At 62.5% G+C, this 17,389-nt stretch carries 15 protein-coding genes; 11 read left to right on the top strand and 4 right to left on the bottom strand.

Translation table 11 applies throughout. The annotated features are described in order from the left end of the window. Window positions 1-34 precede the first annotated feature (34 nt). Together G7048_RS10845 and G7048_RS10840 are read left to right on the top strand one after the other, a co-directional pair. The gene (locus tag G7048_RS10845) at window positions 35-967 is read left to right on the top strand and encodes a tripartite tricarboxylate transporter substrate-binding protein (RefSeq protein WP_166070917.1); all 933 of its coding nucleotides are present in this window, start codon (window positions 35-37) and stop codon (window positions 965-967) included. Between the two features lie 334 nt (window positions 968-1,301). Next, complete coding sequence (locus G7048_RS10840; protein ID WP_166068152.1) at window positions 1,302-1,550, top strand: GlsB/YeaQ/YmgE family stress response membrane protein; 249 nt, start codon at window positions 1,302-1,304, stop codon at window positions 1,548-1,550. Window positions 1,551-1,635: 85 nt separating this feature from the next. Here G7048_RS10840 and G7048_RS10835 read toward each other — a convergent pair whose 3' ends face one another. Both G7048_RS10835 and G7048_RS10830 read right to left on the bottom strand, forming a co-directional pair. Beyond that, window positions 1,636-2,982 (bottom strand): MFS transporter, encoded by a 1,347-nt coding sequence (locus G7048_RS10835; RefSeq protein WP_166068151.1) that lies wholly within the window; start codon window positions 2,980-2,982, stop codon window positions 1,636-1,638. A 143-nt stretch (window positions 2,983-3,125) separates the two neighbouring features. Beyond that, window positions 3,126-4,778, bottom strand: a complete 1,653-nt coding sequence (locus tag G7048_RS10830) for a GMC family oxidoreductase (protein WP_166068150.1) — start codon at window positions 4,776-4,778, stop codon at window positions 3,126-3,128. Window positions 4,779-4,908: 130 nt separating this feature from the next. On the opposite strand from G7048_RS10830, the gene G7048_RS10825 reads away from it, so the two are divergent. After that, window positions 4,909-5,733 (top strand): IclR family transcriptional regulator, encoded by an 825-nt coding sequence (locus tag G7048_RS10825; RefSeq protein WP_166068149.1) that lies wholly within the window; start codon window positions 4,909-4,911, stop codon window positions 5,731-5,733. Between the two features lie 532 nt (window positions 5,734-6,265). On the opposite strand, the gene G7048_RS10820 is transcribed toward G7048_RS10825, so the two are convergent. After that, window positions 6,266-8,116 (bottom strand): S9 family peptidase, encoded by a 1,851-nt coding sequence (locus G7048_RS10820; RefSeq protein ID WP_240933243.1) that lies wholly within the window; start codon window positions 8,114-8,116, stop codon window positions 6,266-6,268. 167 nt (window positions 8,117-8,283) lie between these two features. On the opposite strand from G7048_RS10820, the gene G7048_RS10815 reads away from it, so the two are divergent. From G7048_RS10815 to G7048_RS10805, 3 genes are all read left to right on the top strand, one after another. Beyond that, a complete protein-coding gene (locus G7048_RS10815; protein WP_166068148.1) occupies window positions 8,284-9,426 on the top strand; it encodes an FAD-binding oxidoreductase in 1,143 nt (380 codons plus the stop codon). A gap of 121 nt (window positions 9,427-9,547) precedes the next feature. Beyond that, window positions 9,548-10,633, top strand: coding sequence for a hypothetical protein (locus G7048_RS10810; RefSeq protein WP_166068147.1), 1,086 nt, complete (start codon window positions 9,548-9,550; stop codon window positions 10,631-10,633). Window positions 10,634-10,718: 85 nt separating this feature from the next. Further along, complete coding sequence (locus G7048_RS10805; protein ID WP_166070915.1) at window positions 10,719-11,321, top strand: helix-turn-helix domain-containing protein; 603 nt, start codon at window positions 10,719-10,721, stop codon at window positions 11,319-11,321. Window positions 11,322-11,526: 205 nt separating this feature from the next. Here the strand turns inward: G7048_RS10805 and G7048_RS10800 are convergent, their stop codons facing one another. After that, complete coding sequence (locus tag G7048_RS10800; protein ID WP_166068146.1) at window positions 11,527-12,774, bottom strand: MFS transporter; 1,248 nt, start codon at window positions 12,772-12,774, stop codon at window positions 11,527-11,529. A gap of 100 nt (window positions 12,775-12,874) precedes the next feature. Here G7048_RS10800 and G7048_RS10795 point away from each other — a divergent pair, with 100 nt between their 5' ends. The 5 genes from G7048_RS10795 (at window position 12,875) to G7048_RS10775 (ending at window position 17,091) form a co-directional block, all read left to right on the top strand. Continuing rightward, on the top strand, window positions 12,875-13,669 hold the full coding sequence (locus G7048_RS10795; RefSeq protein WP_166068145.1) for a helix-turn-helix domain-containing protein: 795 nt from the start codon (window positions 12,875-12,877) through the stop codon (window positions 13,667-13,669). Between the two features lie 79 nt (window positions 13,670-13,748). Next, on the top strand, window positions 13,749-14,498 hold the full coding sequence (locus G7048_RS10790; protein WP_166068144.1) for a GntR family transcriptional regulator: 750 nt from the start codon (window positions 13,749-13,751) through the stop codon (window positions 14,496-14,498). Between the two features lie 64 nt (window positions 14,499-14,562). Beyond that, a complete protein-coding gene (locus tag G7048_RS10785; protein ID WP_166068143.1) occupies window positions 14,563-15,246 on the top strand; it encodes a dienelactone hydrolase family protein in 684 nt (227 codons plus the stop codon). Window positions 15,247-15,289: 43 nt separating this feature from the next. After that, entirely contained in the window at window positions 15,290-16,039 is a 750-nt protein-coding gene (locus tag G7048_RS10780; protein WP_166068141.1) for an SDR family NAD(P)-dependent oxidoreductase, read from the top strand. Window positions 16,040-16,098: 59 nt separating this feature from the next. After that, window positions 16,099-17,091: a Bug family tripartite tricarboxylate transporter substrate binding protein gene (locus G7048_RS10775; RefSeq protein WP_166068140.1), complete on the top strand. Its 993-nt coding sequence runs from the start codon at window positions 16,099-16,101 to the stop codon at window positions 17,089-17,091. The last annotated feature ends 298 nt before the right edge of the window (window positions 17,092-17,389 follow it).

Here is a 17,389-nt window from a genome sequence, read left to right as displayed (position 1 = left end):
AGCGTTGTTGACGCTCGGCCTTGCCAGCGCAGCGATGATGACGTCGGCGCATGCGGCAGGCTTTCCGGACAAGCCCATCATCCTGGTTGTGCCCTATACCGCAGGCGGCCCGACCGATGTGGTCGCTCGCCTGCTGGCCGTGCCGATGGGCGCGTCGCTCGGGCAGAGTGTGCTGGTCGAAAACACCGTGGGCGCGGGCGGCACGATTGCGCCTGCGCGTGTCGCGCGGTCCAAGCCCGATGGCTACACGGTTCTGATCCACCACATGGGCATGGCGACGGCGCCTGCGCTGTACAAGAAGCTGCCTTACGACCCGCTCAAGGATTTCGAGTACATCGGTCAGGTGCTCGATGTGCCGATGACGCTGCTCTCGCGCAAGGAGTTTCCGGCCAACACGTTTCCCGAGCTGCTCGACTACGTGAAGAAGCATCAGGACAAGGTGAGCATGGCGCATGCGGGCATTGGCGCGGTGTCGCAGTTGTGCAGCATGCTGTTCATGAACCAGATTGGTGTGACGCTGACCACGGTGCCATACAAGGGCGCGGGCCCGGCGATGAACGATCTGATGGGCGGACAGGTCGATCTGCTGTGCGACCAAACCACGCAGACCGTGCCCGTGATTCAGGACGGGAAACGCGCCAAGGTGTTCGGCGTGACCACGCCCAAGCGGCTGTCTTCTCTGCCCAATATTCCAACTTTGGACGAGCAGGGTTTGAAGGGCTTTGATGTGAAGGTGTGGCACGGCATGTATGCCGCCAAGGGGACGCCCAAGGACGTGATCGACAAGCTGAACAAGGCGTTGAATGCGGCGCTTGTCGATGAGAACGTGAAGAAGCGGATTGCTGAGTTGTCTTCTGATCTGGTGTCGGCGGACAAGGCTACGCCTGAGAGTTTGCATAGGCACCTCGAGGCTGAGGTGGCTCGATGGGGGAAGGTGATTCGTGCTGCCGGGGTCTCGGCGGAGTGAGGGTGGGCCTCTCTCCTGCTTTCTCCCTTTGTTCTCTTGGTTGAGGGCGGGTGCCGGGTCTCGCCCCGGCGGGCGAGTAACTTTTTGCTTGCGCCAAAAAGTCACCAAAAAGCGCTTGAAATGCGGGGTCACGCGGCAGAACTCACTTTGCGCCGTAGGCGCGCCGTTCGGACAACCGCCGCGAGTCAGAGGTTTCATAAGAGGTGTGGACGGCACTTCGCTGCGCTCGTGCCCGATCTCGCTTTGCGAGATCGGATTGGCGGTGCTTTCCTACGTGGTCGGATGGTGGTGGCACGTAAGCTCCTTTGGTTTCTCACTTCAACAGGAGATCGATATGACGGGTTTCATCTGGTCCATCATCGTGGGTGGCATTGCGGGCTGGTTGGCGGGGTTGGTCATGAAGGGTGGCGGCTACGGCATTCTGGGGAACATCGTCATCGGCATCATCGGTGGGCTGGTCGGGGGCTGGGTGTTTGGGCTGCTCGGACTCGGTGCGGGCGGTGGGTTGATCGGCGGCATTCTGGTGTCGTTTGTGGGGGCGGTGATCCTGATCTATCTGGCGCGGCTCATCAAAAAGGCGTGACGCGTTCCCTGTCATTTTGGATGTGGAAAAGCCCCGCAGGCTTGCAAACCTGCGGGGCTTTTGTTGGTGCCTGGATCGTTGGTGATCAGGTGCGTGCGGGGCGCAGCGTCACCTTGGCTTCCGGTTCTTCGATTCGGGTTTTCTGGTCTTTGCCGATCATCGCGGCGCACCATGCGGACACGAGACCTGCGAACAGCACGTAGGCGCAGATCAGCCATGGCTGGCCGCCGTTCACCTTGAGCAGTGCGGTGGCGATGATGGGCGTGATGCCCGAGGCGAAGATGCCCGAGAACTGGTAGACGAAGGAGATGCCGGTGTAGCGCACCTTGGCGTCGAACAGGTCGCAGAACAGGGCCGCTTCAGGTGCGTAGACCATCGCGTAGAGGATGCCGAACGGGATGATGGTGGCGAGCCAGATCATCATCATGTTGCCGTTGCTGGTGCTCATCAGCCAGAACGCGGGGAACGAGACGATGCCGGTGATCAGCGAGCCCCACATGTACATGCGGGCGCGGCCTACCTTGTCGGACAGGCGGCCGAAGAAGGGGATGGCAAAGCACATGACGATGGCGGCGACCATCACGCCGATCAGCGCTTCTGAGCGCGATATCTTGATCGTCGTGGTGAGGTAGGTGATCGAGAACACGCCGAAGATGTTGAAGAACACACCGTCGATGTAGCGTGCACCCATGCCCTTGAGCACGTTGCCTGGATAGCGGCGCATCATGTCCATGAAGGGGATCGCGGTCTCTGCGTTGCGTTCCTTCACGGCGGCAAATTCAGGGGTTTCCTTCACGTGCAGACGAATGAACATGCCGACCGCGACCATCAGGCCCGACAGCAGGAAGGCGACGCGCCAACCCCAGGCCATGAACTGTTCGTCGGTGAGCAGGTAGGACAGCAGACCCACCACGCCCGACGCCATGAACAGACCAAGCGCGAGGCCGATCTGCGGCAGCGATGCGTAGAAGCCGCGCTTTTCCTTGGGCGCGTATTCATAGGCCATCAGCACTGCACCACCCCATTCGCCGCCCAGGCCAATGCCTTGCGCGATGCGCAGAATCAGCAGCAGGATGGGCGCGCCGATGCCGATCTGCGCGTAGGTCGGAACGAGGCCGATCAGGAAGGTCGCGACGCCCATGATCATGAGCGTGATCACCAGCATGCTCTTGCGGCCGATCTTGTCGCCGAAGTGGCCGAAGATCACGCCGCCGAGCGGGCGTGTGACGAAGCCGACGGCGAAGGTGGTGTAGGCCAGCAGCGTCGAGATCAGCGGATCGCTGCTCGGGAAATAAAGCTTGCTGAAAACGATGCCCGCCACCACGCCATAGAGGAAGAAGTCGTACCACTCGATGGTGGCGCCGACGACGGCGGAAGTGACGACTCTGCGAATGACTTTCGGGTCGGTGGTCTGGGTTGCTGCATTAGCCATTTTTTGTCTCCGGTTGGGGCGGCATGAAGGCGAGCGCTGAACAACTGTCTGTTCGTGGAGCAGTCAGAAGCCCCGCAGCGTTCGCGTCCTGTCGCCGTTGTCTTTTCTCTGATGGAATCCCGGTGCCCGCGCGAGCCTTTCGCTCACGCGGCTGCAAGTTGCCTTGCGTCTTCGCGAATCATGTCGGCCGCCTTTTCGGCCATCATCACGACAGGCGCATTGGTATTGCCCGACACGAGTGTGGGCATGACAGAGCAATCCACGACGCGGATGCCCTTCACGCCATGAACGCGCAGTCTTGAATCGACCACGGCCATGGCGTCGCGGCCCATGCGGCAGGTGCCGCTGGGGTGAAAAATCGTGGCGCCGTTGTTGCGGCAGAACTCCAGCAATTCCTCATCGCTCTGGGCCGGCGGGCCCGGTTTCACCTCCCTCTTCACGTAGGGCGCCATGGCCTGCGACTGGGCAATGGCGCGTGCTGCACGAACCGCCGCCACGTTGGTGCGGCGGTCCAGATCGGTATCGAGATAATTGGGTTGCATGCTCGGCGGCTGCAGCGCATCGCGCGAGCGAATGCGCACGTAGCCGCGCGATTCGGGGCGCAACTGGCACACCGACATCGTGAAGCCCGAGTACGGATGCACCTTGCCGCCCGCCATGTCGGCCGACAGCGTGGAGACGTGGAACTGGATGTCGGGCGTCTTCGTGACCGGCTTGCCCTGCTCATCACGCAGCGCATGCATGAAGCAGCCGCCTTGATTGATGCCGACCGCCAGCGGACCGGATCGGTGGATCAACCACTCCAGTCCCAGCTTGGCCTGACCGAACAGCGTGTTGAGCTGGTCATTCGTCGTGATCGGCTTGGTGCATTCGTAGCTCAGGCGAATCTGCAGATGGTCCTGCAGGTTCTCACCCACGCCGGGCAGATCGTGCGCAACCGGCACACCCAGATCTTCCAGCAGCGCGCGTGGCCCGATGCCCGAGAGTTGCAGCAGTTGTGGTGACTGGATTGCGCCTGCGGACAGCACGACTTCGCCGCCCGCCATCGCGGCTTTCTGCTGGCCGTGCTGCACGTAGTTCACACCCACCACGCGCTTGCCGCGCATCACCAGACCGGTGGCCTGCGCATCGGTCTCGATGTGCAGATTCGGGCGTCGCTTGGCCTCGGTCAGATAGCCCTTGGCCGTGCTGCAGCGCAGGCCGTTGCGCGTGGTGAGCTGGTAGTAGCCCGCGCCTTCCTGCGATGCCCCATTGAAGTCGTTCGTGCGCGGCACGCCCCGCTCTTGCGCGCCGGCGATGAAGGCCTCGATCAGCTCGTGCTTGGCCCCGATGTCCGAGACCTGCAGCGGCCCCTTGCCGCCGTGGAACTGGCTGTCGCCGCGTTCGTTGCCCTCGGACTTGATGAAGTAAGGCAGCACGTCCTCGAACGACCAGCCCTCGTTGCCCAGCTCCGCCCAATGGTCGTAGTCCTCGGCCTGGCCGCGGATGTAGATCAGGCCGTTGATCGAGCTTGATCCGCCCAGCGTCTTGCCACGCGGCCAGTAGATGCGGCGACCATTCATGTTGGGGTCGGGATCGGTCTCGAACTTCCAGTTGTAGACCGGGCTCCACATCGTCTTGCCGTAGCCGATGGGCAGGTGAATCCATGGCGAGCGATCGGGCGGTCCGGCCTCGAGCAGCAGCACCTGATTGCGCGGATCCTCGCTCAGCCGAGCCGCCAGCACGCAGCCGGCCGAGCCCGCGCCCACGACGATGTAGTCGTAGGTCTTTGAAGGGGAGCTGTTGGAACTGCTCATGTTGTTTTGTCTCCTTTATTTCAGTTTCACTGAATGGAACTTATTGTTCCTTTTGGTGAAACTGTAAGCCCAAAAGCGACACGTACAATGAGAAAAAACCCGAAGTCCCCGACTCTTCACATCGCATCCCATGCCGACCAAAAAGCCCGCAGCAGCCACCAGCACCGCCACCACCAGCGCGGATGCGCCGCTTGAGACGGAGGCTGGAAGCGAGCCAATATCGGTGTCCGAGCGCGCCTTGTCCGTGCTCGATTTCGTGGCCCAGTCGGGCCGTGCGGGATTGATGGATGTGGCCAGCGCACTCAATTTGCCCAAGGCCACGGCCTCGCGCATGTGCAGCAATCTCGAAGCCCAGCACTGGCTCACGCGCGATGTGAATGACCGCAGTTTTCAACCCGGCCCGCGTCTGCTGAAACTGGCGCTGGCGACCCTCAAGACCGACCCGCGCCGCGAACTGCGCCACAGCATCCTCGCGGAGCTGGTCAAGGAGATCGACGAGACCTGCAACCTCACCGTGCTCGAAGGCTTGAAGGTGCGCTATCTCGACCGCGTGGAAACGCATTGGCCGCTGCGCACGCAGTTCGAAGCGGGCTCGTACGTGCCGCTGCACGCCACGGCCAGCGGCAAGATGTACATCGCGATGATGACGCCCGCCAAGCGCGCGACGGTGTTGGCGCACTCGAGCTTCACCCAGTTCACCGAACACACGCTCACTTCACGCGATGCCCTCGAAGCGGCGTGCGAGAAGATCCGTGCGGATGGCTACTCTTTTGAACGCGACGAGTTCATGCTGGGGTTGATCGGGATGGCTGTGCCTATCCTGGATGACAAGGGGGAGTGTCGCGCGACCATGGCGTTGCATGCGCCTACTGCGCGGATGGATTTTGGGGCTGCGTTGGCTGTGGTGCCGGCGCTTCGGCGGGCTGCTGAGAGGGTTAAGCCGTTGTTGTTTTGATTCTTTGATTTTTTGATTTTTTGGCTTCTGCTGGGGGTTTGCTTACGGGTGCCGGGAGTTCGCCCCGGCGGGCGAGTAACTTTTTGCTTGCGCCAAAAAGTCACCAAAAAGCGCTTTGAATTCGGGGTCACGCGGCAGAACTCACTGCGAGCCCCGGAGGGCTCTCCGTTCGGGCAACCGCCGCGAGTCAGTGGTTTCATAAGAGGTGCGATTCGGCACTTCGCGTTGCTCGTGCTGCATCTCGCGACTGCGCGAGATGCTTGGGTGCAAGCCGCATGGCGAATTGAACTCTCGTGCTCAAACGTCGATTTTTTCCGTCGCGATACTTGCGCCTCCGCTGCTGCATCGCAGAGTGCAGCAGCGCCCTCCCCAGCTTTTGGTCTGACTCACGATAGTTGCCCGAACGGAGCGCCTACGGCGCAAAGTGAGTTCTATCGTGGGTATTGAAAAGCGATTTTTGGTGACTTTTTGGCGCAAGCAAAAAGTTACTCGCCCGCCGGGGCGAACACCCGGCCAGCGGCCTCCAAAAAAATCACAACTTCAAATGCAAGGAAAGAAACCTCTCCATCGCCTCATAAAACTCAAACTTGTTCTCGTCATTGTGAAAGCCGTGCCCCTCGTTGTCCTTCACCATGTACTCGACTTCCACACCGCGCGCACGCAGCGCCGACACCATCTGATCGCTCTCGGCCTTGTTCACACGAGGATCTTGCGCCCCCTGCGCAACGAACAACGGCGCCTTGATTCGATCAGCCAACAGCGCTGGTGAAGTAGCCTCAAGCCGCGCCTTGTCAGCCACAGGATCGCCCACCATGGCCTGCATTTTGTCGAGCATCGGCTTCCAGTAAGGCGGGATGGTTCCAAGGAAAGTGAACAGGTTCGACACACCCACATAGTCCACCGCAGCGGCATACAGATCAGGCGTCAACGTGACCCCGGCGAGCGTCGCATAACCGCCGTAACTCGCGCCGTAGATCGCAATCCGGTTGGGATCGGCAATGCCTTGTTGGATCAGCCATTCGACACCATCGGTGATGTCGTCCTGCATGCTCAAACCCCATTGACCGAAGCTCGCTTCCCAGAACGCACGGCCATAGCCGGTGGAGCCGCGGAAGTTCATTTGCAGCACGGCGTAGCCGCGGTTGGCGAGGAATTGGACTTCGGAGTTGAAGCCCCAACTGTCACGCGCCCACGGGCCGCCATGCGGGTTGATGACCACGGGCAGTCTTTCGCCCTGCTTGCGGCCCGGTGGCAGCGTGAGGTAGCCGTGGATGGTCAGGCCGTCGCGGCTTTGGTATTGAACCGGTTGCATGTGCGCCATGTCGGCTTCGGCGATGGCGGGGTTCATTTCGCTGAGCAGCGTGAGCGCGTCGCGCTTCGCGTCGTACAGATAGCGTTTGCCGGGCGTGCGGTCGTTCACGGCGGCGACGATGAACACGTCTTCGTTCTTGTTGCTCGCTTGCAGGTGCACTTCGTAGCCGGGCAGTTGGCGCGCAAGCTGTTCGTGGATTTTGCGGGTCTGTTCGTCGAAGAAATGGTGGTGCAGTTTGTCGGTCTGATAACTCGCGGCGGTGAGCACCTTGCGTTGGTGCGAGTAGCCCACGCCGTCGAGGTCGACTTCGTCATTGGCGTAGATGAGCTGTTCGTCGTCGGGGCTTGCCGGGTCGATGCGCACGAACGCCATCTTGTCGCGGCCGCGTGCGCTGTAGAGGTACAGGTTCTTGTTGTCGAAATCGAAGAACGCGGGACCGACGTTCACGCGGAAGTCGGTTTCGATGATGGGGCGGAATTCCTGCGACTCGTCGTCGCGGTACAGCACCACGCTCATCAGACCGTCGCTGGCCACGGCTGCGCGCAGCTTGCCTGCGTGGTCGGTCTGCCAGCCGATGATGTTGCCGGGGTTCTCGGCCACGCGCTCGGCGTGTCCGGTGTGGATGTTCACGCGGTACACGTCGAACACTTCGGGGTTGCGCTGGTTGTGGCTGATGAGCACGTGGTCGGCGTCGTCTTCCAGATCGTCCTCGATGCTGGCGCGCACCTGGTCGCCTGACGTGAGGTCCAGCGACGTGCCGGTGCGCGTGTTCACGGCCAGCACGTGGAAGTTTTCGTCGCCGCCGAAGTCCTTGGAGAACAGCGCCACGTCGTTACCCTTGAACACGTAGCCCGCGAGATCGCGTTCGGTCTCGTGCGTGAGCTGGCGCGGTTCGCCGACGAGTTTTTCGCCGTCGAGCGTTTGCACGAACAGGTTCATGCGGCGCGCTTCGCCCGAGGGCTGCATGAAGCCCAGCGCCTTGCCGTCATCGCTCAGGCGGTAGTAGCCGCGCTCGGGGTTCTTGAAGAAGTCGCGGATCGGGTATGGCTTGGGCGAGGTTTGCGAGGTCACTTGGGTCGGTCCTTGTCGGGCGGAAACTGCCCGCTTCAAACAGCTTAACTGAGCCCTCGGAGCCCCCTTTTCAAGTACCGGACAGCGAATGGTGGAAAACCACGATGCCGTCAAGAATTTTCCAATGCGATAATTTTCTCATTGGAAAATTTTCAAAATGGACTGCTATGACTGACAACGTGCTCGACTTTGCCGTGATCGGCGCGGGCATGGCGGGGGCTTCCGTGGCCTACCGTCTCGCGCAAAAGGGGGCTTGCGTGATCGTGCTGGAGCGCGAATCGCAACCCGGCTACCACTCCACCGGTCGCTCCGCCGCGATGTTCATGGAGAGCTACGGCACGGACCAGATCCGCGCGCTGACCCGCGCCAGCCGTGGCTTCTACACGAATCCGCCCGAAGGCTTCTGCACCAACGAGCTGCTGCCTGCGCGCGATGTGCTGTATGTGGGCCAGCATGGTCAGCAGCAGTTGCTCGACGACGCGCTGGCGATGTATCTGAAAGACGGCCTCGAAGCCGAGATGATCTCCGCCGCGCGCGCCAAGGAAATGGTGCCGGTGCTTGATGAAGCCAAGCTCATCGGCGCGGTGCACGACAAGGCCGCCACCGACATCGACGTGGCCGAACTGCATCAGGGCTTTCTGCGCGGCATGCGCGAGAAGGGCGCCACGCTGCGCTGCAACGCCGAGCTGCTCAAGGCCGAGCGCGATGCGGCAACGGGCGTGTGGTCGCTCAGCTTGCCCGGTGGTGATGTGGTGAAGGCGCGTGCCGTGGTCAACGCATCCGGCGCGTGGGTCGATGCCGTTGCGCAAGTGTGCGGAGCCAAGCCGCTCAACATCCAACCCAAGCGCCGCACGGCCTTCACGTTCAACCCGCCAGAAGGCGTGGACGCGCACGCATGGCCCGTGGTCATCGGCGTGGACGAGAGCTTCTATTTCAAGCCCGATGCAGGCCAGTTGCTCGGCTCGCCCGCCAATGCAGACCCGGTTCCCGCGCACGACGTGGTAGCTGAAGAGTTGGACGTGGCGATGGGCATCCACGCGATCGAAGAGCTGACCAGTCTGCGCATTCGCCGCCCCAACCATGTGTGGGCAGGGCTGCGCAGCTTCGCACCCGATGGCGATTTCGTGATCGGCTGGGACCCCAAGGTGGAAGGCTTCTTCTGGCTTGCGGGACAAGGCGGTTATGGCATTCAGACCGCTGCTGGCGCATCGGCCACAGCTTGTGCGCTGCTGTTGCGTGAAACGTTGCCTGAGTCGGTGACGGAGCATGGCGTTGATGCAGCCAAGCTGAGTCCTGCGCGTTTCAACTGATCCTCTGATCCAACGTCTTCGGCACCACCCCTCTCCAAACGCGGGGAGGGTAGGCCGAGGTCTGCCCGGACTTTTCCATATTCAAATCAATCCAACCATCCAGAAGAGAGAGACTAGAGACATGAGTTCATTCAAGGAAGTCAGCAAGATAGCCGGCGCGTTCGTCGGTGTGATCGTGGGGGCGGGCTTCGCCTCGGGGCAGGAGATCCTGCAGTTCTTCGCAAGTTTCGGAGCCATGGGGCTGGTGGGCTGCGTGGTGGCGGGCATCGTGTTCGTGCTGCTGTCGATGGCGTTCTCGACCATGGGCCAGCGCCTGCTTGCCAACTCGCACAAGGAAGTCGTCAACGCCATGCTGGGCAAGCATCTGGGCCTGGTGTTCGATGTGCTGATCACCTTCTTCCTGTTCGCCATCACCGTGGTGATGCTGGCGGGCGCGGGCTCGCTGCTCAATCAGTGGCTGGGCGTTCCCGAGGTGTGGGGCAGCGTGATCGCGACCATCGCCACGGTGCTCATCGTGTGCCTTGATGTGGCGAGCGTCATCTCGTTCATCGGCGCGGTCACGCCGTTCCTGATGTTCATGACCATCGTCGTCGCGGGCTATGTGCTGATGACGCCGCATCCCGACTACGCCGCTCTGCAGGTGGCCGCAGAAACGCAGCCCAAGGGCGCCAGCCAGTGGCTCGTGGCCGCGCTGCTTTATGTGTCGTACAACACCGTGGCGGGCATGCCGTTTCTGGTCATCATGGGCGGCCAGGCCAGCTCGCGCAAGGTGGCGCTGTGGGGCGGCATCATGGGTGGTCTGCTGCTCAGCGTGCTGATGCTGTTGATCGCAGCGGCCATGTACCTGCGCATGGACACCATCGGCGGTCTGTCGATGCCCATGCTGTCGATCGCCACGCAGATCTCGCCATGGCTGGGTCACCTCATGTCGCTGGTGATCTTCGGCATGATTCTGAACACCGCTGTCGGCATGCTCTACGCCTTCATGGCGCGCATCGTGCCCGCAGGCACACGCCAGTTCCGCATCGGCACCGCTGTGGCGGGCGTGGTCGCGCTGGCAGGCAGCTTCGTGGGCTTCATCAAGCTGGTGGGGCTGGTGTATCCGATCTACGGCTACATCGGTTTTGTGCTGATGGCGCTGGGTCTGGTCGGCTGGATTCGCATGTCGCGCAATCGCTCGCAGGACACGCTGAATCGCGTGCGCTGAAAGCACGCGGCAAAAGCGGCACCCATAAAATGCGCGGATGAATCGCTCCACCCAGAAATCCACCGCCAACAAAGTACTCGCAGAAGTGCTCCCCGGGGCTCGTACCGCCGATGCCGCGCTCGCCGGAAAACACGAGGTGGGGCTGAAGATCCGCAAGGCCCGCAAGGAGCGCGGGCTCACTTTGCAGCAGGTGGCAGCTGCCAGCGGCCTGGCGGTGTCCACCATCTCCAAGGCCGAGCGCGGGCAGATTGCGCTCAGCTACGAAAAGGTGCTGCAGCTCGGCACCGCGCTGGATATCGACATGACGCGTCTCTTCATGGCGGGCCAGGCGTCGGCAGAACCGGCTGCCGAGCAGCCCACGGTCGTGAAGGACCGTTTCGAGGACGTGCAGCGCTACGAGACCGATCAGTACGAATACAGCGTGCTGTGCGGGGCCTTCCCCGGCAAGAAGATGCAGCCTCTGGTCGCGATGATCAATGCGCGCGAGCCGGGCGATTTTTCAGAGACCATTCGCCATCCGGGCCAGGAGTTCGTGATGGTGCTCTCGGGCCGCGTGCGCGTGGTGTTCGAGAACGGTGAGAGCGTCGAACTCGGCAAGCACGAAGCCGCGTATTTCGACAGCGGCGTCGGTCACGTATACGTCAGCTTGAGCAAGCAGCCCGCGCAGGTGGTTTCGGTCTGCTGCTGATGCTTTTGGCTTTGTTCGCTTGTCGTGCGGAGGTGGCGATATGAGGCCTCATGCGTCGTTGCAGAAGCCTTGCCGTACCAAAGTACTGTCTGCGGCTTCGCGCCTAGCCTGAGGCCTCATCTCACCATTGGGGTGGGTGATTCCAGTGATCTGCGTGCTGCGAAGGGCGCTGTTGGAAAACCGGGCTCCAGATCCAGATCCGAATTCAAGTCGTCTTTTTCTTCGGACTTCTGGGCAGCAAGATCGTCACCACACCGAGCAGCGGCAAGTACGCAATCGCGTGGTACACGAAGTCGATGCTCGTTCGGTCGGCCAGAATGCCCAGCACGGCTGCGCCGAGGCCGCCCATGCCGAAGGCGAATCCAAAGAACAGGCCTGACACCATGCCGACCTTGCCGGGCATGAGTTCCTGTGCGTAGACCAGAATCGCGGAGAACGCGGACGAGAGCACGAGGCCGATGATGATGGTGAAGGCGGTTGTCCAGAACAGGTCGGCGTGCGGCAGCATCAGTGCAAAGGGTGCGACGCCGAGGATGGATGCCCAGATGACGGGCTTGCGGCCGATGCGGTCGCCGACGGGGCCGCCGAGCACGGTGCCCACGGCCGAGGCGAACAGGAAGTAGAACAGGTGCATCTGCGCGCTTTGCACCGAGAGGCCGAATTTCTCGATCAGGTAGAAGGTGTAGAAGCTGCTCAGGCCCGCGATGTAGAAGTACTTGGAGAAGATCAGCACCAGCAGCACGGCGATGGCGCCGAGTACCACGTTGCGTGGGTAGGGCGCAGCCACCGCTTGAGCCGTCTTGCGCGCGGCGTTGGCGATGTGGTGCGTCGCGTACCAGCGGCTGACCTTGGTGAGCACGAAGATGCCCGCCAGTGCGGCGAGCGCAAACCAGGCCACGCTGCGTTGACCGAACGGCACGATGACGAGCGCCGCCAGCAGCGGGCCAATCGCCGTGCCTGCATTGCCGCCTACCTGAAACACCGACTGCGCGAGACCGTGCTGCCCGCCCGACGCGAGGCGCGCGATGCGCGACGATTCGGGATGGAAGATCGACGAGCCGACGCCGACGAAGGCGGCGGCCAGCAGCACCATGCCAAAGCTCGGGGCAAAGGCCAGCAGGATCAGGCCGATCAGCGTGGAGGTCATGCCGAAGGGCAGCGAATAAGGCAGCGGTTTCTTGTCGGTGAACAGGCCCACAAGCGGCTGCAGCAGCGACGCGGTGAGCTGGTAGGTCAGCGTGATCAGGCCGATCTGCATGAACGACAGCGAGAACTCGCCCTTGAGAATGGGGTACATCGCAAGGATCAGCGACTGCATCATGTCGTTGACCATGTGCGCGCCGCTGATCGAGGCGAGCACGCCGAACGCGGGTTTGGCCTTTGGCGCTGTGGGCTGAGGCGCGGTGGTGCTGGAGCCCGCGCTCAGGGTGGCTTCGGAGGAGGTCGTTGTCATGTTTTTTGGAATGGCGAAGACGGAATGCGATGGGTGGATGTTCGGCGATACTGGAGCGCCTGTCTCGCGCCAATCAGCCATCAACCTTCGCAAAAAGGACATGAACACCATTCACCAGCCCAAGCCTTTGCCGGAGTCTCTGAAGGAGATCGAAGCCCTGTCCGCGCCCATCAACTGCCGCGCCACCGATTACCCGGCGGGCTGGTACATCGCGCCGCACGCGCACAACAAGCACCAGCTCATCTATGCCGTGCGCGGCGTGATGGTGGTGAAGACCGAGGGCGGCCAATGGGTGGTGCCGCCCACGCGTGCCATCTGGGTGCTGTCGGGCGTGCTGCACGAGATCCGCTGCGTGGGCGAGGTGCACATGCGCAGCCTGCTGGTGCGGCCCGACGCGGGGCCGAAGCTGCTCGATGCGACGCAGGCGGTCGGCATCTCGCCGCTGCTGCGCGAGTTGATCCGCGCGGCGCAGGATGTGCAGCAGCCCTATCAGCACAACACGCGCGACGGGCGGCTCATGCGGCTGATTCTGGACGAGCTGCGCGCGCTGCCGGTGCTGCCGCTGCACCTGCACATGCCGAGCGATGTGCGGCTCGCGCAGATCTGCGAGCACTTGCAGCGGCGGCTCGATGACTCGTCCACCATGGCCGATTGGGCCGAGCGCCTGGCCATCGACGTGAAGACGATCCAGCGCCTGTTCACCAAGGAGACCGGCATGACCTTTGGCCAGTGGCGGCAGCAAGCGCGGCTGCTGCATGCGCTGGAGCTGCTGGCCACCGGGCAGAAGGTGATCGACGTGGCGCTCGCGCTCGGCTACGAGAGTCCGAGCGCCTTCGCCACCATGTTCCGCAAGCAATTCGGGCAGACGCCGAGCCAGTTTTTTCAGGAACTGTAGGAAACCGTGCCCATAGGTATAGATGAAAACCCTAGTATTTGGGTAAATGGTTCTATCTAAAATATTAAGTCTTAACCTTATGAACTCCAAGCCTGAATCACCCGTCGCCGAGCCGCTGTACCGCAAGGTCAGCCAGACCCTGATTGCGCAGATCGCATCGGGCAAGATCGCCGTCGGCACCGTGCTGCCCAAGGAACTGGATCTGGCGCGGCAGTTGGGCGTGAGCCGCGTGACGCTGCGTCTGGCGCTCGACATTCTCGAGAAGGGCGGCATGATCCAGCGCGTGCGCAAGGTCGGCACCCGCGTGATCGCAGGCGAGATGGCGAGCAGCTACGTGCAGCAGATGGATGGTCTGGAGAGCACGCTGCGACTGGCCGGACAGACCAGCATGCGCGCGCTGGACATCGCCACGCTCGAAGGCGTGCCCGATGATGGGCTGGCGGGCATCGAAAGCGCCACGGGTTACTGGCTTGCCGTCGAGGGCGTGCGCCGCCTGCAGGGGCAGACCGCCCATTCGACCTGGACCAAGGTCTATCTGGACAACAAATACGCAGGCGTCACGCCATTTCTCAAGAATGAGTTCGACGCTGTCTACCTGTTCGTCGAGCGCCTGTACGGCATCGGCGTGCACGAGATTCGCCACCGCATCAGCGCCTGCGTGCTCGACGAGCGCATCGCCCAGGTGCTGGATCTGCCCGTCAACACGGCGGCGCTGCAGGTGCAGGCGTGGCTGTATGCGCAGGACGGATCGCTGATCGAATACGTGCGCTCGGTACACAACCCGGCGCTGATTTCCATTGAACTTCAAAGCAAGCGCAGTACGGCGTAGAGGCTGATGACTGATCCACAGGCCGTGCGCGCGTGCATCTCCAACGTTTGAAAAGGACACTTCCATGAACTTCATCACACTCAAGACTTCCGACGGCTTCGCCATGCCCGCGCTGTACGTGCCCAGCACCAAGGGCGCAGGCCGTCCGCTGGTGCTGATCCAGGAAATCTTCGGCATCAACCCCGCCATGCAGGCAGCAGCCAATGCGTGGGCCGCCGAGGGCTTCGACGTGGTGGTGCCCGACCTGTTCGCGCGCAGCAAGCCCGGCATTCAGCTCGACCCGACCAAGCCCGAAGAATTCAAGCAGGGTATCGACCTGATGATGGCGATGGACCAGGAGCAGGCCGTGCGCGATCTGGACGCCGCACGCGAGTGGTTCGTCGCGCAGGGCAAGGGCGAATTCGTGGGCGCACTGGGCTACTGCCTGGGCGGTCGACTCGCGGTGATGATGGCGCTGTCCACCAAGATCAACGCGACGGTGAGCTACTACGGCGTGGGTCTGGAAGGCCTGATTCCCGCAGAGAAAGTGGCCGCCGCACCGTGCCTCTTGCACATCGCGGAGAAGGACGGCTTTGTACCTGCCGAGGCGCGCGCAGTCATCCTGAAGAACGCCGCCGTGCAGGCCGAAATGCCCGCCCATGTCTACCCCGGTTGCGACCACGCATTTGCGCGTCCGAACGGCGAGCACTACGACGCGGCTGCGGCGAATCTGGCGCGCGAACGCACGCTGGCTTTCCTGCAGCGTTGATCGAACGAACGAAGAGCAAAGCAAAGCACAGCGGAGCACCGGCATGAGTTTCGAGGGCAAGACCGTGGTGGTGACCGGTGCAGCGCAGGGCATCGGCCTTGCGATTTCGCACCGCTTTGCCAGCGAAGGCGCGCGCGTGGCGATGATCGATGTCGAGGCGCTGCGGCTGCGCAAGTCCGCCGCCGTGGTGCGCGCGCACGGGCCGGACATTCTCGAAATCGTCGCCGACGTGAGCGACAACCTGATCATGCACGACGTGGCCTTGCGCGTGGCTTCGCGCCTTGGCAAATGCGATGTGCTGGTGAGCAACGCGGGCGTGCTGCTGCGCGGTGATCTGCTGGCGAGCGATGCGCTCGCGCACTGGCAGCGCACGATGGCCGTGAACCTCGATGGCTGCTTCAACGCGGCGCAGGCCTTCACCCCGCAGCTCAAGACCACGCGCGGCTGCATCGTCAACGTGGCGTCGATCCATGCGTATGTCGCGGTGCGCAATTCGGTGGCCTACACGGCATCGAAGGGCGGCGTCAAACAGCTCACGCAGGCACTCGCGCTGGAGCTGGGCGCGGACGGCGTGCGCGTGAACGCGGTCGCGCCGGGCATCACCGACACCGACATGACCAGTTCCATGCGCAGCGATCCCGTGGCGCTTGAAGCCTTTCTGGCGCGCGTGCCGCTGCACCGCACGACCCACCCGGACGACGTGGCCAACGCCGTGCGGTTTCTCGCTTCACAAGAAGCAGCCTGCATTTCGGGCGTCACGCTGCCGGTGGATGGCGGCTACTGCGCCACCTGAGTTTTTGATTTTCGTTTTTCAAAAAACCAAAACTTTCCAAGTGAAAGCTGGAGCACTCCATGATCCATCGTCGTGATTTCGTTGCAGCCAGTGCGGCTGCTGTCGCCGCCGCTTCTTCCTTGACGCTGCCGCTGCAGGCGCGCGCAGAAAAACTCAAGTCCACCAAGATCGTCGTCGGCTTTGCGCCCGGCGGTACGACCGATCTGGTCGCGCGCCGCGTGGCCGAAAAAATGGGCGGCAACTTCGCCGACATGGCCATCGTCGACAACCGCTCCGGCGCGGGCGGGCAGATCGCCTGCGCCACCGTCAAGAGCGCGCCCGCCGACGGCCAGACCCTGCTCTGCACGCCGTACTCGTGCATGGTGATCTACCCTTACGTCTACAAGAAGCTGCCCTACGACCCGGTGGCCGATTTCGTGCCCGTGGGCATCGCCGCCACCACCACGCAAGCCATGGCGGTGGGCCCGCTCGTGCCGCCCTCGGTGAAGACCGTGGGCGACTACGTGGCCTGGGTGCGCGCCAATCCGCAATACGCCAGCTACGGCTCGCCCGCTGCCGGATCGACCTCGCACTTTCTCGGCGCGTTGCTCGGCATCGAAAGCAAACTCCCGCTCACCCAGGTGCCGTATCGCGGCGCAGTGCCGGGCATCGCCGATCTGGTCGCCGGCCAGATCCCGGTGATGTTCACCACCACGGGCGATCTGCTGCCGCACTACAAGGCCGGCAAGCTGCGCCTGCTGGCCACATCGGCACCGCAGCGCACCGTGTTCACGCCCGATGTGCCGACGTTTGCCGAACAGGGCTTTCCCATGCTCAGCAGCGAGGAGTGGTTCGGTTTCTACGCGCCAGCCAACACGCCTGCCGTGATCGTGCGATCGGCCAACGAGGCGCTGCGCGTGGCGCTGAAGGACGAGGCAGTCGTCTCTTCGCTCGCCACCATGGGGCTGACCGCCACGCCGTCGTCGCCCGAAGAGATGCTCGCGTCCCAACGAGCCAATAGCGAGCGATGGGCTCCGTTGATCAAGAAGATCGGCTTCACTGCGGAATCTTGAAATTGGTTCGTTTGATGAGTGATTGATTGGGCGGAGTGACGGACTTGGGGTTTGGCTGGGGCGTTGGCAGTCTTCGTTTTGAGATGACGATATAGGCCCTCATGCGTCGTTGTGGAAGCCTTGCCGTATCACGATACTGTCTGCGGCTTCACGCCTAGCCTGAGGGCCTATCTCATCATTGTGGCTGGTGATTCAGGTGCTCTGCTCGCTGCTGCGTTTGCTGTGGGATCCGAATACCAGTTGCTTTTTGGCATGAAAAAGGCGGCCCTTGAGCCGCCTTCGTTGTGATCTGAACTTG

The sequence above is a fragment of the Diaphorobacter sp. HDW4B genome (genome assembly GCF_011305535.1).
In the GTDB taxonomy this organism is placed as follows: Bacteria; Pseudomonadota; Gammaproteobacteria; order Burkholderiales; family Burkholderiaceae_C; genus Diaphorobacter_A.
This window is presented reverse-complemented; position numbering and strand designations above follow the sequence as displayed.

Coding starts and splice junctions, on each gene's coding strand:
- G7048_RS10845 (WP_166070917.1), top strand. CDS start 35: ATGATGACGTCGGCGCATGCGGCAGGCTTTCCGGACAAGCCCATCATC.
- G7048_RS10840 (WP_166068152.1), top strand. CDS start 1,302: ATGACGGGTTTCATCTGGTCCATCATCGTGGGTGGCATTGCGGGCTGG.
- G7048_RS10835 (WP_166068151.1), bottom strand. CDS start 2,982: ATGGCTAATGCAGCAACCCAGACCACCGACCCGAAAGTCATTCGCAGA.
- G7048_RS10830 (WP_166068150.1), bottom strand. CDS start 4,778: ATGAGCAGTTCCAACAGCTCCCCTTCAAAGACCTACGACTACATCGTC.
- G7048_RS10825 (WP_166068149.1), top strand. CDS start 4,909: ATGCCGACCAAAAAGCCCGCAGCAGCCACCAGCACCGCCACCACCAGC.
- G7048_RS10815 (WP_166068148.1), top strand. CDS start 8,284: ATGACTGACAACGTGCTCGACTTTGCCGTGATCGGCGCGGGCATGGCG.
- G7048_RS10810 (WP_166068147.1), top strand. CDS start 9,548: ATGAGTTCATTCAAGGAAGTCAGCAAGATAGCCGGCGCGTTCGTCGGT.
- G7048_RS10800 (WP_166068146.1), bottom strand. CDS start 12,774: ATGACAACGACCTCCTCCGAAGCCACCCTGAGCGCGGGCTCCAGCACC.
- G7048_RS10795 (WP_166068145.1), top strand. CDS start 12,875: ATGAACACCATTCACCAGCCCAAGCCTTTGCCGGAGTCTCTGAAGGAG.
- G7048_RS10790 (WP_166068144.1), top strand. CDS start 13,749: ATGAACTCCAAGCCTGAATCACCCGTCGCCGAGCCGCTGTACCGCAAG.
- G7048_RS10785 (WP_166068143.1), top strand. CDS start 14,563: ATGAACTTCATCACACTCAAGACTTCCGACGGCTTCGCCATGCCCGCG.
- G7048_RS10780 (WP_166068141.1), top strand. CDS start 15,290: ATGAGTTTCGAGGGCAAGACCGTGGTGGTGACCGGTGCAGCGCAGGGC.
- G7048_RS10775 (WP_166068140.1), top strand. CDS start 16,099: ATGATCCATCGTCGTGATTTCGTTGCAGCCAGTGCGGCTGCTGTCGCC.